The organism is Lysinibacillus sp. SGAir0095, assembly GCF_005491425.1.
In the GTDB taxonomy this organism is placed as follows: Bacteria; Bacillota; Bacilli; order Bacillales_A; family Planococcaceae; genus Ureibacillus.
This window is the reverse complement of record NZ_CP028083.1, coordinates 3,917,677-3,934,207: the sequence shown is the minus strand read 5'-3', so window position 1 is coordinate 3,934,207 and position 16,531 is coordinate 3,917,677. Positions and strand designations below refer to the sequence as shown.

Genomic DNA, 16,531 nt, shown 5'->3' with positions numbered 1-16,531 from the left:
AAACGACATTGAAAGCAACAAAATTCAAGTAATTTATCGTAAAGTTCTTAAGTCTTTTCTTTTTATAAGAAAAGCAGTAACTATAAACTGAGGGTTTCAAGACACGAGTTAGACAAGGAAACAAGCGAATGAACACCGCAGTGTACTTAGGTACATGAGGATGTGAGTGAGCGCAGTTGACGCTGGATAATGATGTGTATTGGAAGCCGAATTAGGTTAAGTTATTAAGGGCGCACGGTGGATGCCTTGGCACTAGGAGCCGAAGAAGGACGGCACTAACACCGATATGCTTCGGGGAGCTGTAAGTAAGCTTTGATCCGGAGATTTCCGAATGGGGGAACCCACTGTTCGTAATGGAACAGTATCTTGACGTGAATACATAGCGTCTTGAAGGCAGACCCAGGGAACTGAAACATCTAAGTACCTGGAGGAAGAGAAAGAAATTATTCGATTCCCTGAGTAGCGGCGAGCGAAACGGGAAGAGCCCAAACCAAGAGGCTTGCCTCTTGGGGTTGTAGGACACTCTATACGGAGTTACAAAGGAATGAATTAGGCGAAGCGATCTGGAAAGGTCCGCCATAGCGGGTAAAAGCCCCGTAGTCGAAAGTTCATTCTCTCTTGAGTGTATCCTGAGTACGGCGGAACACGTGAAATTCCGTCGGAATCCGGGAGGACCATCTCCCAAGGCTAAATACTACCTAGTGACCGATAGTGAACCAGTACCGTGAGGGAAAGGTGAAAAGCACCCCGGAAGGGGAGTGAAATAGAACCTGAAACCGTGTGCCTACAAGTAGTTAGAGCCCGTTAATGGGTGATAGCGTGCCTTTTGTAGAATGAACCGGCGAGTTACGATTACGTGCAAGGTTAAGCTGAGAAGGCGGAGCCGTAGCGAAAGCGAGTCTGAATAGGGCGAATTAGTACGTGGTCGTAGACCCGAAACCAGGTGATCTACCCATGTCCAGGGTGAAGGTGAGGTAACACTCACTGGAGGCCCGAACCCACGCACGTTGAAAAGTGCGGGGATGAGGTGTGGGTAGCGGAGAAATTCCAATCGAACTTGGAGATAGCTGGTTCTCTCCGAAATAGCTTTAGGGCTAGCCTCGTGATAGAGAATACTGGAGGTAGAGCACTGTTTGGACTAGGGGGGCATCTCGCTTTACCGAATTCAGACAAACTCCGAATGCCAGATATTTATACACGGGAGTCAGACTGCGAGTGATAAGATCCGTAGTCAAAAGGGAAACAGCCCAGACCACCAGCTAAGGTCCCAAAGTAATCGTTAAGTGGAAAAGGATGTGGCGTTGCTTAGACAACCAGGATGTTGGCTTAGAAGCAGCCATCATTTAAAGAGTGCGTAATAGCTCACTGGTCGAGTGACGCTGCGCCGAAAATGTATCGGGGCTAAACGATTCACCGAAGCTGTGGATGGACATCTAAGATGTCCGTGGTAGGAGAGCGTTCTAAGTGCGTTGAAGTCAGACCGGAAGGACTGGTGGAGCGCTTAGAAGTGAGAATGCCGGTATGAGTAGCGAAAGATGGGTGAGAATCCCATCCACCGTATGACTAAGGTTTCCTGAGGAAGGCTCGTCCACTCAGGGTTAGTCGGGACCTAAGTCGAGGCCGATAGGCGTAGACGATGGACAACAGGTTGATATTCCTGTACCACCTCCCCGCCGTTTGAGTAATGGGGGGACGCAGTAGGATAAGATAAGCGTACCGTTGGTTGAGTACGCCCAAGCAGTAAGGCGTGGAAGTAGGCAAATCCGCTTCCTGTAACGTTGAGCTGTGATGGGGAGCTCTTTAGAGCGAAGTATCTGATTTCACGCTGCCAAGAAAAGCCTCTAGCGAGGCGGGAGGTGCCCGTACCGCAAACCGACACAGGTAGTCGAGGAGAGAATCCTAAGGTGTGCGAGAGAACTCTCGTTAAGGAACTCGGCAAAATGACCCCGTAACTTCGGGAGAAGGGGTGCTCTCAGCAATGAGAGCCGCAGTGAATAGGCCCAGGCGACTGTTTAGCAAAAACACAGGTCTCTGCAAAACCGTAAGGTGACGTATAGGGGCTGACGCCTGCCCGGTGCTGGAAGGTTAAGAGGAGGGGTTAGCGCAAGCGAAGCTCTGAATTGAAGCCCCAGTAAACGGCGGCCGTAACTATAACGGTCCTAAGGTAGCGAAATTCCTTGTCGGGTAAGTTCCGACCCGCACGAAAGGCGTAACGATCTGGGCACTGTCTCAACGAGAGACTCGGTGAAATTATAGTACCTGTGAAGATGCAGGTTACCCGCGACAGGACGGAAAGACCCCGTGGAGCTTTACTGTAGCCTGATATTGAATTTTGGTACAACTTGTACAGGATAGGTAGGAGCCAGAGAACTCGGAGCGCCAGCTTCGAGGGAGGCGTCGGTGGGATACTACCCTGGTTGTATTGAAATTCTAACCCATACCCGTAAGCCGGGTAGGAGACAGTGTCAGGTGGACAGTTTGACTGGGGCGGTCGCCTCCTAAAAGGTAACGGAGGCGCCCAAAGGTTCCCTCAGAATGGTTGGAAATCATTCGTAGAGTGTAAAGGCACAAGGGAGCTTGACTGCGAGACCTACAAGTCGAGCAGGGTCGAAAGACGGGCTTAGTGATCCGGTGGTTCCGCATGGAAGGGCCATCGCTCAACGGATAAAAGCTACCCCGGGGATAACAGGCTTATCTCCCCCAAGAGTCCACATCGACGGGGAGGTTTGGCACCTCGATGTCGGCTCATCGCATCCTGGGGCTGTAGTCGGTCCCAAGGGTTGGGCTGTTCGCCCATTAAAGCGGTACGCGAGCTGGGTTCAGAACGTCGTGAGACAGTTCGGTCCCTATCCGTCGTGGGCGTAGGAAATTTGAGAGGAGCTGTCCTTAGTACGAGAGGACCGGGATGGACACACCGCTGGTGTACCAGTTGTCTTGCCAAAGGCATCGCTGGGTAGCTATGTGTGGACGGGATAAGTGCTGAAAGCATCTAAGCATGAAGCCCCCCTCAAGATGAGATTTCCCATTACGCAAGTAAGTAAGATCCCTCAAAGACGATGAGGTAGATAGGTTCGAGGTGGAAGTGTGGTGACACATGGAGCTGACGAATACTAATCGATCGAGGACTTAACCAAATCTTGAACGCATTCAATGTCTTTATCCAGTTTTGAGAGAACAAACTCTCTATACATAATAAGTTAAATAAAGGTCTAGTGATGATGGCAAAGAGGTCACACCCGTTCCCATACCGAACACGGAAGTTAAGCTCTTTAGCGCCGATGGTAGTTGGGGGCTTCCCCCTGTGAGAGTAGGACGTCGCTAGGCTCAAGAAGTCGTTACTGATTTAGTCAGTAGTGGCTTTTTTATTTTTCCTAGAGTTCTCTTCTATTTAGAGTAAAAGGGGTTTAAATTATGGAGGAATAAAGATCATTACATAAACGGATTCATTTTTTAGTGAAAGGATTTTAGCTGCTAGTATAAACGAACACACTAATAATCGTATAGAGAGGTCATAAGATGAATTTCCTTCTCTGAAGGCGCTAGTGGATTGCAGAAGCCAAAAATCAAGTCAATGTGAAGGAATTGTCAATAAAAGCTCTGAACAAGAAATAACCAGTCAAACAAAAGATTCAAGGTTTTGAAGAAAAATTCAATTACTAACATACTATATTCTCGTACACTCAAACTTAGAAAAGTTTTCTTAATTTTAAATTATTTTAGTTAAAATACTTGCATATTTTTTCTGAATTATTATAATAATAAATGTGCAGTAAATAATTGAATAGAATATTATTGTTCCGAAGTAGCTCAGTGGTAGAGCAACCGGCTGTTAACCGGTTGGTCGTAGGTTCGAGTCCTACCTTCGGAGCCATTTTTTTTGCCAGAAAATAGACAAAAGCTAGCATCTAACACTAAAAATAAATAATTTTGATTTAATTCATTTTAGGCTAAATTAGATTTTATAATTAATTTTAAAAAAGATGCTAAAAGTAGTTGCATTTGAAAAAAAATGATGTTATTATAAATCTTGTCTTGTTCGAAACATTGACAAAAATACATATATAGGCCCGTTGGTCAAGTGGTTAAGACACCGCCCTTTCACGGCGGTAACACGAGTTCGAATCTCGTACGGGTCACCAATAATATTATATAGATGAAAATACTTACCTGATTATGGAGGATTAGCTCAGCTGGGAGAGCACCTGCCTTACAAGCAGGGGGTCGGCGGTTCGAGCCCGTCATCCTCCACCATAATTTTTTCATCTGGAGGGGTAGCGAAGTGGCTAAACGCGGCGGACTGTAAATCCGCTCCTTCGGGTTCGGCGGTTCGAATCCGTCCCCCTCCACCATTTTTGGGGTATAGCCAAGCGGTAAGGCAACGGATTTTGATTCCGTCATGCCCAGGTTCGAATCCTGGTACCCCAGCCATTTCTTAACAAGAATACATAATTCCAATCCTTTGCTCAATAGAGTGGGGGATTTTTTTATTACCTTAAAAACCCTTATATCTTCTTCTATATAACCTATTAGATTCACTAGCCACATTTATGATTTTTTGCAGCCAAATTAAGAATAATAAATGAATAAATATTCAAAATTTTGTTGAGTTGAGCCATTAGGGCTTTTCCATATAGAATAGAGAATATCGACAAGGGGGTCATTAAATTGGGGAAAAAACATATTTCTATTATTGGAGCACCATCTGACTACGGTCAACAACGACGTGGGGTGGACATGGGGCCGAGTGCAATTCGTTATGCAGATGTTTCTGAAAGATTAGAAAGTCTTGGGTATGAGATTAAAGATGAAGGCGATATTGTAGTGAAACGACCATTGAACAATACGCAAATGGATACAAATTTAAAAAATTTAAAAGAGGTTGTGGAAGTATGTACACAGCTTTCAAATAAAGTTTCTGAAGTGATCGAACAAGGGAGATTCCCACTAGTTTTAGGTGGTGACCATAGTATTGCAATCGGTACACTTGCGGGATTAGCCAAACACTATGAAAACTTAGGTGTTATTTGGTATGATGCGCATGCAGATTTAAATACTCCTTCAACTTCACCTTCAGGAAATATCCATGGTATGCCACTAGCAGTAAGTATTGGCTTAGGAGACGAGCGATTAGTTCATATTGGTGGACCTAAACCGAAAGTTAAACCTGAAAATATTATTATTATAGGGGCTCGTTCCGTCGACCCAGGAGAACGAGAATTAATAAAAGAAAAGGGCATTAAAGTATATACGATGCATGAAATTGACCGAATGGGTATGACGAGAATCATTGAAGAGTCAATTGCTTATTTGAAGAATAGAAAAGTAGATGGAATTCATTTATCGTTAGATTTAGATGGACTTGATCCTTTATATACACCTGGAGTAGGAACACCGGTACCAGGGGGAATAACATACAGAGAAAGTCATCTGGCAATGGAAATGCTGGAGGAAGAAGGAATTATTACATCGGCTGAATTTGTTGAAGTTAATCCAATTCTTGATGAACGAAATAAGACTGCAGATGTTGCTGTTGCATTAATGGGATCGCTACTTGGTGAAAAGCTTGTGTAATTTAGTGTTTTCGGCTCTTGTATTTTTTGGTAAAATATACTAATTTATACTCTTAGGGATTAAAATTTTATAGAATCTCTCAAAATCCGCGAAACTTTTTTTAAAGTCTTGCGTACATAATAATAAGCCGTAAAGGTGGAGAGGAAAACATAAATGGATGCGTTAGTGAACAAGAGAATAAAGCAAGTGCTAAAAGGTGATCAAAACGCATTTTCAGATATTGTGAGCCTCTACCAGCACAAGTTATACCAAATATGCTATCGTATGCTCGGCAATAAGCAAGAAGCGGAAGATATCTCGCAGGAAGCATTTGTCCGTGCATACATAAACCTTCATACATTTGATCAGAAAAGGAAATTTTCAACATGGCTGTATCGAATTGCAACGAATCTGTGTATTGATCGAATTAGAAAGAAAAAGCCAGATTATTACTTAGATGCAGAAGTAGCAGGTACAGAAGGATTGAATATGTATTCGCAGATTGCATCAAGCGAACAATTACCAGAAGAAACTGTGCAACAGATGGAGCTGCAGGATCGAATTCAGTATGAAATTAGTAGGCTGCCCGATAAGTATCGTTCAGTCATCGTCTTGAAATATATAGAAGAATTATCATTACAAGAAATTAGTGAAATCTTAGATATGCCTTTAGGAACGGTAAAAACAAGAATCCATCGAGGGCGTGAAGCGCTAAGAAAGCAATTAAACAATCTGTAGGAGGGTAACCGCATGAGTACGTGTCCACAATACATTGTTGACTATATGCACGAATATTTAGATGGCGATATTAGTCGTGAACATGAACAACAGCTGAAGAAACATTTGCAATTGTGCTCTGATTGTAGACAACATATGCACGAGTTGAGTGACACGATTGCTTTTGTTAAGAGTGCAGCTCATATTACAGCACCTCCGCATTTTGAGGAAAAAGTAATGAAGCGTCTACCTAAAGGTAAAAATAGGGTAGGCATACAGAAATGGTTTAGACGGCATCCAATTATGGTGGCAGCAGCTGTGTTTTTCTTATTTATGAGTGCAACGATGTTAAGTAGTTATTCAAATGATGAATTTTCGGTTACAAAACAACCGAATCTGATAGTAGATGGGCAAACTGTTATTGTGCCAGAAGGTGAAGTCGTTAAAGGCGATATTGTTGTAAAAAACGGCGATCTTATTATTGAAGGTGAAGTCGATGGTGATGTAATCGTTATAAACGGAGAATATATGGCCTCTACTTCCGTTGTGACAGGGCAAATAAAAGAAATTGACCAGGTATTTGAATGGCTGTGGTATGAGATGAAAGCCATGGGCAATGATTTTATGAACTTGTTTGAAGAATAAGGTATCCCCATCAAATAAGAAAAGCAAAAAGTCTACTCTTTAGGAGTAGACTTTTTGCTTGATAAAAGCTTTATATGTATGAATTATGGTATACTATTTTTATCAAAATAAGTAAGAGTTAGATGCTTCCCAAAATTCGTTTAACGGGAATTTGACAGCCTGATAAGGTTGAAGGCTGCATATATTTATTGCATTAATTAGGTAATAATAGTACTAGCAATCATTTTATCCAATTGATTTTTATTGTTTAACAATTTTCCGTTTTTGCGTAATAACACCGTGATGTAATTGATATAAATGAAATAGCAAGGAAAAAGTGGGGGATGCCACATGCAAATTATTGAGCAATTTACAGACTTTACGCCTGTAAATATTGTGTTTAGCATATTAGATGTACTATTAGTTTGGTACGTAATTTATAAATTATTAACCCTCATTAAAGGAACGAAGGCTGTTCAGTTATTAAAAGGGATATTTGTCATTATCTTTGCCAGGTTCGCAACTGTCGTTTTCGGTTTAGATACCCTCGGTTGGTTCCTGCAAGAAATAATTGACTACGGTTTTTTAGCCATCATAATTATCTTTACTCCTGAAATAAGAAGAGCATTGGAGCAATTAGGTCGAGGAAAGATTTTTCAGCGTTCAACCGGGCAATTGGAAGATGAACAAACACGTTTAGTAGAAGCAATGAAAAAGGCTGTAAGCTATATGGCAAAACGACGAATAGGTGCCCTTATTTCAATTGAAAATGAAACGGGCTTAACAGAATATATTGAAACTGGAATTAAATTAAATGCAGAAATTACTTCAGAATTACTAATTAATATTTTCATACCTAACACACCACTACATGACGGTGCAGTGATAGTACAAAAAGATAAAGTTATTTCGGCTGCTTGTTATTTACCATTATCGGAAAGTACTTTTATTTCAAAAGAACTAGGAACGCGTCACCGAGCAGCAGTTGGCTTAAGTGAAGTTACGGATGCAATTACAATTGTTGTCTCAGAAGAAACTGGGGCTATCAGCTTAACTCGTAACGGTAATTTATATCGAAATCTATCAATAGAGGAATTCGAAACACAATTAAGAAAATTGTGGTTTGGACCTGAACAAGATTCGGATTTTGCCTCTAAGTGGACTTGGAGGGGGAAAAGAAATGGATAAACTATTTGATAGTTATTGGGCATTACGTGTAACAGCCCTCATTTTAGCCCTCTTACTGTTCTTTTACGCGAAAGCTCAATTAGATGACGGGCAAACCTCTCCGTCAAGTCCACAAATGGATATTATTACAGATGTTCCACTAGAGGTTTATTATGATACTGAAAATCTAATTGTTTCAGGGTTACCTGAAACAGTCGATGTTACAATCGAAGGTCCGATGCAAATTGTATTAAAAACAAAGTTAACAAAAGACTTTAAGGTGTTCGTTGACTTAAATTCACTGCTAATAGGTGAGCATAGTGTTACAATTCAACATGAAAACTTTTCACCTAAATTAGATGTGACCATTGATCCTAAAGTCATTGATATTAGCATAGAGGAAAAAGTAACAGAAGAAGTGAAAATAGAACCAGAGATAAATAACAGTCTAATAGCAGAAGGTTACGAGCTAGTTGGCATGACAGCAGAGCCAAGCACTGTTTTTGTTACGGGTGCTAAAAGTGTAATTGAAAGTATTAGTTTTGTAAAAGCAACGGTCAATAGTGAAGAAGGAATTACAAATTCATTTAGTAAAGAAGCGAATGTGAAAGTACTTGACAGTAGCTTGAACAAGCTAGATGTGACTATTGACCCTGAGATAGTTAAAGTGAATGTTGATGTGAAAGAGTATAGTCGAAAAGTACCTCTAACCATAAGGCAAACAGGAACACCAATGGATGGGGTTACAATCAATAGCATAACCTCTCAGACGAAAGTCATTGAAGTGTTTGGTCCAAAATCAATTATTGACCCTATCACAAGGTTAGAAGTAGAATTTGACATATCAGAAATTCAAAAATCTGGTGCCTATGAAGTGAAAGTACCTCTACCAAATGGAGTAACGAAGGTTTCAAAAAATACCATTGAGGTACAAGCTAATGTTACTAAGGCAGTAACCGAAACAGAGGATGAAAATGCAGATGGACAAGAACCTGTGCCAGGACGAACAGAACCAGAAGAAGAAGTAGTAGAAGAAGGAACAAATACTGGAGAGACAACTCCAGAAGAAGAAACACCTGCTGACGAAGAAAACAATACAGATACAAATTCTTAAGTGTATTTCTTAGAATCTTTAAAGGATAAGATTTTGTATATGAAGCATGGAATGTCTAGCATTGAAGGAGAGAAAAGTAATGGGAAAATATTTCGGAACTGATGGCGTACGTGGTGTCGCCAATTCAGAGTTAACACCTGAACTAGCATTTAAATTGGGTCGTGTTGGTGGGTACGTACTTACTAAGCATGTGACGGAACGCCCAAAGGTTATAATTGGACGAGATACAAGGGTTTCTGGACATATGCTTGAAGGTGCATTAGTTTCTGGGCTACTTTCAATTGGAGTAGAAGTTATGCGATTAGGTGTAATCAGTACTCCTGGTGTAGCTTATCTAACACGTGTTATGAATGCTGATGCAGGCGTTATGATTTCCGCTTCTCATAATCCAGTGGCTGATAATGGAATTAAGTTTTTCGGTCCTGATGGATTTAAATTAACTGATGCTCAGGAAGCTGAGATAGAAAATCTGCTCGAACAAGAAGAGGATTCGTTACCACGTCCAGTCGGTGGTGATTTAGGCGCGGTAAGTGACTACTTCGAGGGCGGACAAAAATACCTTTCATACTTAAAGCAAACGGTGGAAGAAGACTTCTTGGGAATCCATGTAGCATTAGATTGTGCTCACGGTGCAACATCACAGTTAGCTACACATCTATTTGCAGACTTAGAAGCTGATATTTCATCAATGGGTTCATCGCCAAATGGGCTAAATATTAATGATGGTGTTGGGTCAACGCATCCTGAAAAACTTGCAGCTCTTGTTTTAGAGCGTGGAGCTGATGTAGGTCTGGCATTTGACGGAGATGGAGACAGACTGATTGCAGTCGATGAAAAAGGACAAATCGTCGATGGTGATCAAATCATGTTCATTATCGGTAAATACTTAAACAGTAAAGGTCGTTTAAAGAAAAATACGGTTGTATCAACTGTTATGAGTAACTTAGGCTTCTATAAAGCACTAGATGAAAACGGGATGACAAGTGTGAAAACGGCAGTTGGAGATCGTTATGTTGTTGAAGAAATGCGAGCAAACGAGTACAACCTCGGTGGAGAGCAATCAGGCCATATCGTATTTTTGGACTACAATACAACAGGTGACGGATTATTAACGGCTATCCAGCTTGTCAATATCATGAAAGCGACAGATAAGCGTTTATCAGAACTTGCTGCTGAAATGAAAGTATTTCCACAAAAGTTGGTGAATGTGCGAGTAGTGGATAAGCATGCTGTAACACAAAATGAAAAAGTTGCGAAAGCAATTTCAGAAGTAGAAGCAGCAATGGCAGGAAATGGACGAGTATTGGTAAGACCATCTGGTACAGAGCCACTTGTTCGCGTAATGGTAGAAGCCGCAACTGAAGAGGAATGTGAAAGCTACGTAAACCGAATTTCAGACGTTGTTCGTCAAGAATTAGGGCTAACTGAATAACTTAAAATATCACCAGTAAACCAATTGTATTAACTACAGTCGAGTTTACTGGTTTTTCTAATTGAACATCCTTCTTTCTTTGTTTATTTGTCTTATAAAAGGGAAATAGTAAGTTTGAAAGGAGTGATAGCAAATGGCAAAAGTAGCCACATTAATTACTGATTTGTTTGAGGATATTGAATTTACGAGTCCCAAGGAAGCACTTCAAGAAGCAGGACATACAGTCGTAACGATTGATAAAGAGGGAAATAAAGCGATTCGAGGAAAACAGGGAGAAGTTCGTGTAGAAATCGATTATGGAATCGATGACGTAAACCCGGACGATTTTGATGCTTTATTCATTCCTGGAGGATTCTCGCCGGACTTATTAAGAGATGATGATCGTGTTGTAGCATTTGCGAAAAAATTCATGAGTGATATGAAACCGGTATTTGCTATTTGTCATGGACCACAACTTTTAATTACAGCCAGATCTTTAGAAGGTCGCGATATTACGGGCTATAAGTCAATTCAAGTTGACTTAGAAAATGCTGGGGCTAAGTTCCATGACGAAGAAGTTTTTGTATGCCAAAAACAGCTTGTTTCAAGCCGTACACCAAAGGATTTACCAGCATTCAATCGTGAAATCGTAAATTTACTAAAAGAAAAAGAGCTATAGTTTAAATTATATTTTCTAATTAAACTATCCACTGGATGCTTTCAGCTTGAGCCTCCAGTGGATTTTTTCAGGCAACATGAAAGTGAAGGTGATCGTTGAAATTAGTGGCTGAAATTAGAGATTAATATATCAGAAATTAGGAAATATGACTGGATGATTGACGATTTGAAGCATATTCTGTATGATGAAGGTGCTTGAAAAAAACATTTTGAAGAATATTCCAGTTTTCTTCAAATTTTCAAGCTAGCGCATCGTAAGGAGGAAAGGTTTAGCGCGATACAAGTAAAAAGGAAAACAATTATAGCGCCTGAGCTAAGGAAATCGGATGGTAGTTTTCATCCTTAGTTGACGAGGTGGAGGATTATCGAATCTTCGGCGGATACCTCCCGATCGCATGCCCGGTCGATAGTTTCGTTTTAAAACGTAGAAGTAATTCTATGGACAGAAAAACGAAAAGGCAACTAAATAGCAAAAGCAATATCAAAACATAGAGCTATACCTATGAAGAGGAATTAGACAGAATTCCTGCATAGTATTCTAAAGCTCACTCTTTTTAGTTTGTCTTTTTTGGTATTGCTTTAAAAATGGAGGATTAATATATTATGTGTGGAATCGTTGGATATAATGGTGAAATTGATGCAAAGGAAATTTTATTAAAAGGATTAGAGAAATTAGAATACCGTGGATATGACTCAGCTGGTATCGCTGTTCGCAACGACGAAGGAATTACGGTGTTTAAGGAAAAAGGGCGTATTGCTGATTTACGTACAGCCGTAGACGATGATATTGATGCAACAATTGGAATTGGACATACTCGTTGGGCAACTCATGGGGTACCCAACCAATTAAATGCACACCCTCATCAAAGTACAACAGGTCGCTATACTTTAGTTCACAATGGGGTAATTGAAAACTATCACTTATTGCAAAAAGCTTACCTTAAAGGCATTCAAATGAAATCAGATACAGATACAGAGGTTATTGTTCAGCTAGTTGATTTATTTGCAAAAGAAGGATTATCAACAGTAGAGGCATTCCGTAAAACGTTATCCCTATTACATGGCTCATATGCGTTAGCACTACTTGACCAAGAAGATGAGGATACAATCTACGTAGCAAAAAACAAATCTCCATTATTAGTAGGTGTGGGAGATGGCTTTAACGTTGTTGCTTCAGATGCAATGGCAATGCTGCAAGTTACAGATCAATTCGTAGAGCTACGCGACAAAGAAGTAGTATTAGTTCACAGAGATAAAGTTGAAATTTCAACACTAGAAGGCAAACCTGTTGAACGTAAACCATTTAAAGCAGAACTAGATGCAAGTGATATTGAAAAGGGAACATACCCTCATTACATGTTGAAAGAAATGGATGAGCAACCTGCTGTTGTTCGTAAAATCATCCAAGCATATAGCAATTCTGATGATGACTTAACAATTGATGACAATATTCTAGAAGCGATTAAAGAAGCGGATCGTTTATATATTATTGCGGCAGGAACTAGTTACCATGCAGGTTTAATCGGAAAACAATATTTCGAAAAAATTGCTGGAATTCCAGTAGAGGTTCACATTTCAAGTGAATTTGGCTATAATATGCCACTTTTATCTGAAAAGCCATTATTTATCTTCATCTCCCAATCAGGGGAGACAGCAGATAGCCGTCAAGTACTTGTGAAAGTAAAAGAAGAAATGGGTTACCCAGCATTAACAGTTACAAATGTACCGGGGTCTACGCTTTCTCGTGAAGCGGACTATACATTGTTATTACATGCAGGTCCCGAGATTGCGGTTGCATCAACGAAAGCATATGTGGCACAGGTTGCTGTACTTTCGATTGCTGCTTATGTTGCAGGGAAAGCAAAAGGGAAAGAAATCGATTTTGACTTAAAACAAGAATTAGCGATTGCTGCAAACGGCATTCAAACAATGGTTGATTCGAAAGAAGAGCTAGAGCAAATTGCAGAAGACTATTTAAAAATTGCACGAAATGCATTCTTCATCGGACGTAACTTAGACTTCTATGTAAGTTCAGAAGGTGCGTTAAAACTAAAAGAAATCTCTTATATTCAAGCAGAAGGTTTTGCTGGTGGGGAGTTAAAGCACGGTACAATCGCTCTAATCGAAGAGGGTACACCAGTATTTGCTTTAGCTACACAAGAGCAAGTGTCGTTAAATATTCGTGGTAATGTGAAAGAAGTCGTAGCGCGCGGAGCTAACGCATGCATTATTTCAATGGAGGGAATCGAAGAAGAAGGCGATCGCTTCGTCATCCCGAAAGTTCACCAATTACTAACACCACTTGTATCTGTAGTACCGCTTCAACTAATCAGCTACTATGCAGCACTTCACCGTCGCTGTGACGTTGATAAACCACGTAACCTAGCTAAATCCGTTACGGTTGAATAAGACTAGACTAGACTTAAAATAATTATATCTTAATTAAAATAGATAATCGTATTTAAAAGGATACTATCTCCTTTTAAATACGATTTTTTATATTCAAACTAATATAGATTATTGCGTTTGTATCGATAAAAGCAAAGCTAAAATCATACACAACCAAATAGTTTCTTATGTTTGACAAGCAACCAAATAGTTGCTTATACTCAAGAGATGAATTGGAACAAAGACGCAATCTTCAAAGCACTAGGCGACTCGACTAGAAGGCTAATATTAGACGAACTAAAAGAAGGCAACGAGCAAACGTTGTATGAGCTCACAGTACGATTGATTATGAATCATAATCTTTCCATTTCGCGACAAGCGATTGCAAAACATCTTTCCATTTTGGAAGAGGCGGGACTCGTCATATCAGAGCGAAAGGGAAAATATCGAGTACTTGTATTCAACAATGAACCACTCAAGGATTTGTTGAAAGGATGGATAGAATAATTTTATTGGAACAGCAATTCTGACAAATGTGTATGATGAATTGCCTGCACCCAGATTATCAGTAAAGCACACCATGCATTATAACTATAACTATCAAAGGAGGCCAAAACAGTATGAAAATTATTGTTACGAGTATTTTTGTAGAAGACCAAGAGAAGGCACTGAAATTTTATTCAGAAACGCTCGGATTTGAATTAAAGCATGACGTCCCTACAGGAGAATATAGATGGATAACGCTAGTTTCCCCCGAGGACCAAAAGGGTACCGAACTATTACTGGAACCGAATAACCATCCGGCTGCAAAAGAGTATCAAGAAAAGTTATTTGCTGAAGGTATCCCAGTCACAATGTTCGGAGTTGGGGATATTCAAGCAGAATACAACCGATTAGTAGAACAAGGTGTAAAGTTTACGATGAAACCGACAAAAATGGGCGAAATCCAAATAGCCATCTTTGACGATACATGTGGAAACCTGATTCAAATCATACAGCAGTAACTTCATGACGAAGTAATAGTATAAAATCACCTATATCAATACAAACCTTGATGCAGTATTACCATATACTGCATCAAGGTTTGTTTATTATTCCTCTAATATTTTTTAACTAGATTAACCGTGACTTTAAAAAAATTAGTTAATTGTGAAATGCAAAAAGAAAATACCAAGCTAAGGATTAACTCTATAAAGAAACATCTATTAAATCAGTTATATCGAAGAGAATGGATAAAAAGTACTCATGATCAAAGCAAATGGAAAGGAGAGATAAAAATGAATATCCAGTTAAAAGAAATACTTTCCAGAAAAATATTAACGGAAGCAAAAGGATATTTGGATGTTGGATTCACCCATTCTCTTAATCCATATAGTGGATGTAGTTTTTCTTGCCTTTATTGTTATGTCAGGGAAATGCCGATTCAAAAATTTAAAGACATTCCCTGGGGAGAATGGGTGGATATTAAAATAAATGCTGCAGAAAATTATCGGAATGAAATCAAGAAGCTTCGCAAGAAAAATAACCCTGTGAATATATTTATGTCCTCTGCAACAGATCCCTATCAACCAATTGAGAGGAAAAGCAATATAACGCGAGGATTATTAGAAGCGATGATTGAAGATCCACCAGACTTTCTACAAATTCAAACAAGAAGTCCGCTAATTGAACGGGATATTGAGCTAATAGCAAGGTTGAAGGAGAAAAGTAAAGTTCTTGTCTCAATGACGGTTGAAACAGACAGAGAAGATATAAAGAGGATATTTGCTCCATATGCTCCAGGTATAAAATTGAGGTTAAAAGCTTTAAAGGCAGTGCATGATGCGGGAATACCTACTCAAGCCTCTATTTCACCTGCTTTGCCATTTACCCCTGATTTCCCCAATATGTTAGAAGGAGTTGTTGATCATATTTGGATTGATACATTAAGCATTGGCGATGGCTCTATGGGGAAACGTTCTGCACGTTTAGGAATGCCTCAATTATTTGAGGCTCATGAATTATCGCAGTGGTATCAACAAGAATTACATGTAAAAGTAGAGAAGTATTTTAAGAAATACTTTCCTGACAATATGGTACGCGTTTCTAAACAAGAAGCCTTCCCACAATAAATGGTTCAACAACTAGTGTAGATTTCTAGAGGTAGTGTGAAAGAGGGGACACTTTTCAAAGTCAGTTCATACGATAAGAGGGTAGTAACGTCTGAAAGGAGAAAAAAATGAGTGACTTACTTTCACTACTGCTCTTAGGGATTGCAGTAAGTCTTGATAGTTTCACTGTCGGCTTAACTTATGGAATGCGTAAGGTTACGATACCAGTTAAATCATTTGTGATCATCTTTGCCTGCACTTTCATTGTATTATTAACGGCAATGGGTATTGGTTCGATTATCGAATTATTTATCTCCTATGAAGCAGCGGAAAGAGTGGGTGGAATCATCCTGATAGCAATCGGGATTTGGGTTCTTTACCAATTCCTAACTTCCCAGGATACTTCGGAAAAACGAAAAAGTACTATTAAAATTGTTGATCTAGAGATTAAACGGCTGGGCCTGATCATTAAGATATTAAAAAAACCTACAGAAGCCGATTTTGATCGCTCTGGAACTATTGGAAGCACTGAAGCCTTATTTCTAGGTTTGGCATTGTCTTTGGATTCATTTGGTGCAGGGATCGGTGCGGCTTTAATTGATTTGCCGCCTATATTATTCTCAATTGTTGTAACAGTTTCGAGTGTCATTTTTGTTATAGCAGGTATTAATATAGGTTTAATCTTTAGAAATATGAAATGGGTGAAGAAACTTACTTTCCTGCCAGGAATTGCTTTAATCTTAATAGGGATATTCAAAATCTAGTATCTCAGAAGTTTTATATGTCTACATA

Annotated in this window: 12 protein-coding genes, 5 tRNA genes and 2 rRNA genes; all 19 read left to right on the top strand. The window is 39.7% G+C overall.

The window, feature by feature from the left end:
- The first annotated feature begins 214 nt into the window (after positions 1–214).
- The 19 genes from C1N55_RS19320 (at position 215) to ytaF (ending at position 16,503) form a co-directional block, all read left to right on the top strand.
- Positions 215–3,134 (top strand): 23S ribosomal RNA (locus C1N55_RS19320).
- Between the two features lie 74 nt (positions 3,135–3,208).
- Positions 3,209–3,324 (top strand): 5S ribosomal RNA (gene rrf / locus C1N55_RS19315).
- 472 nt (positions 3,325–3,796) lie between these two features.
- A tRNA-Asn gene (locus tag C1N55_RS19310) sits at positions 3,797–3,871 on the top strand.
- Between the two features lie 193 nt (positions 3,872–4,064).
- Positions 4,065–4,139 (top strand) — tRNA-Glu (locus C1N55_RS19305).
- Between the two features lie 36 nt (positions 4,140–4,175).
- A tRNA-Val gene (locus tag C1N55_RS19300) sits at positions 4,176–4,251 on the top strand.
- A 14-nt stretch (positions 4,252–4,265) separates the two neighbouring features.
- A tRNA-Tyr gene (locus C1N55_RS19295) sits at positions 4,266–4,349 on the top strand.
- A gap of 4 nt (positions 4,350–4,353) precedes the next feature.
- Positions 4,354–4,428: transfer RNA gene (locus tag C1N55_RS19290), tRNA-Gln, on the top strand.
- Positions 4,429–4,665: 237 nt separating this feature from the next.
- A complete protein-coding gene (gene rocF, locus C1N55_RS19285) occupies positions 4,666–5,571 on the top strand; it encodes an arginase (protein ID WP_137730300.1) in 906 nt (301 codons plus the stop codon).
- Between the two features lie 153 nt (positions 5,572–5,724).
- Positions 5,725–6,288: an RNA polymerase sigma factor SigW gene (gene sigW / locus C1N55_RS19280; protein ID WP_137730299.1), complete on the top strand. Its 564-nt coding sequence runs from the start codon at positions 5,725–5,727 to the stop codon at positions 6,286–6,288.
- A gap of 12 nt (positions 6,289–6,300) precedes the next feature.
- Positions 6,301–6,912, top strand: coding sequence for an anti-sigma factor family protein (locus C1N55_RS19275; protein ID WP_137730298.1), 612 nt, complete (start codon positions 6,301–6,303; stop codon positions 6,910–6,912).
- Between the two features lie 330 nt (positions 6,913–7,242).
- The gene (cdaA, locus tag C1N55_RS19270) at positions 7,243–8,079 is read left to right on the top strand and encodes a diadenylate cyclase CdaA (protein WP_137730297.1); all 837 of its coding nucleotides are present in this window, start codon (positions 7,243–7,245) and stop codon (positions 8,077–8,079) included.
- Complete coding sequence (locus C1N55_RS19265) at positions 8,072–9,172, top strand: CdaR family protein (protein WP_137730296.1); 1,101 nt, start codon at positions 8,072–8,074, stop codon at positions 9,170–9,172. The genes cdaA and C1N55_RS19265 overlap by 8 nt, the downstream gene beginning before the upstream one ends.
- A gap of 79 nt (positions 9,173–9,251) precedes the next feature.
- The gene (glmM, locus tag C1N55_RS19260; protein WP_137730295.1) at positions 9,252–10,604 is read left to right on the top strand and encodes a phosphoglucosamine mutase; all 1,353 of its coding nucleotides are present in this window, start codon (positions 9,252–9,254) and stop codon (positions 10,602–10,604) included.
- A 133-nt stretch (positions 10,605–10,737) separates the two neighbouring features.
- Complete coding sequence (locus tag C1N55_RS19255) at positions 10,738–11,262, top strand: type 1 glutamine amidotransferase domain-containing protein (RefSeq protein WP_137730294.1); 525 nt, start codon at positions 10,738–10,740, stop codon at positions 11,260–11,262.
- Positions 11,263–11,864: 602 nt separating this feature from the next.
- Entirely contained in the window at positions 11,865–13,670 is a 1,806-nt protein-coding gene (gene glmS / locus C1N55_RS19250; protein ID WP_137730293.1) for a glutamine--fructose-6-phosphate transaminase (isomerizing), read from the top strand.
- A gap of 207 nt (positions 13,671–13,877) precedes the next feature.
- Positions 13,878–14,156 carry an ArsR/SmtB family transcription factor gene (locus tag C1N55_RS19245; RefSeq protein ID WP_137730292.1) on the top strand — a complete coding sequence of 93 codons (279 nt, stop codon included), beginning with the start codon at positions 13,878–13,880 and terminating at the stop codon, positions 14,154–14,156.
- A 113-nt stretch (positions 14,157–14,269) separates the two neighbouring features.
- Positions 14,270–14,653, top strand: a complete 384-nt coding sequence (locus C1N55_RS19240) for a VOC family protein (RefSeq protein ID WP_137730291.1) — start codon at positions 14,270–14,272, stop codon at positions 14,651–14,653.
- 273 nt (positions 14,654–14,926) lie between these two features.
- Positions 14,927–15,760: an SPL family radical SAM protein gene (locus tag C1N55_RS19235; protein ID WP_137730703.1), complete on the top strand. Its 834-nt coding sequence runs from the start codon at positions 14,927–14,929 to the stop codon at positions 15,758–15,760.
- A 107-nt stretch (positions 15,761–15,867) separates the two neighbouring features.
- Entirely contained in the window at positions 15,868–16,503 is a 636-nt protein-coding gene (ytaF, locus tag C1N55_RS19230; protein WP_137730290.1) for a sporulation membrane protein YtaF, read from the top strand.
- Positions 16,504–16,531: the final 28 nt, after the last annotated feature.

Bases quoted from the DNA above. Each gene is read 5' to 3' on its own strand.
- C1N55_RS19265 (WP_137730296.1), top strand. From the start codon at position 8,072: ATGGATAAACTATTTGATAGTTATTGGGCATTACGTGTAACAGCCCTC.
- C1N55_RS19255 (WP_137730294.1), top strand. From the start codon at position 10,738: ATGGCAAAAGTAGCCACATTAATTACTGATTTGTTTGAGGATATTGAA.
- ytaF (WP_137730290.1), top strand. From the start codon at position 15,868: ATGAGTGACTTACTTTCACTACTGCTCTTAGGGATTGCAGTAAGTCTT.
- sigW (WP_137730299.1), top strand. From the start codon at position 5,725: ATGGATGCGTTAGTGAACAAGAGAATAAAGCAAGTGCTAAAAGGTGAT.
- C1N55_RS19235 (WP_137730703.1), top strand. From the start codon at position 14,927: ATGAATATCCAGTTAAAAGAAATACTTTCCAGAAAAATATTAACGGAA.
- C1N55_RS19275 (WP_137730298.1), top strand. From the start codon at position 6,301: ATGAGTACGTGTCCACAATACATTGTTGACTATATGCACGAATATTTA.
- glmS (WP_137730293.1), top strand. From the start codon at position 11,865: ATGTGTGGAATCGTTGGATATAATGGTGAAATTGATGCAAAGGAAATT.
- glmM (WP_137730295.1), top strand. From the start codon at position 9,252: ATGGGAAAATATTTCGGAACTGATGGCGTACGTGGTGTCGCCAATTCA.
- C1N55_RS19245 (WP_137730292.1), top strand. From the start codon at position 13,878: ATGAATTGGAACAAAGACGCAATCTTCAAAGCACTAGGCGACTCGACT.
- cdaA (WP_137730297.1), top strand. From the start codon at position 7,243: ATGCAAATTATTGAGCAATTTACAGACTTTACGCCTGTAAATATTGTG.
- C1N55_RS19240 (WP_137730291.1), top strand. From the start codon at position 14,270: ATGAAAATTATTGTTACGAGTATTTTTGTAGAAGACCAAGAGAAGGCA.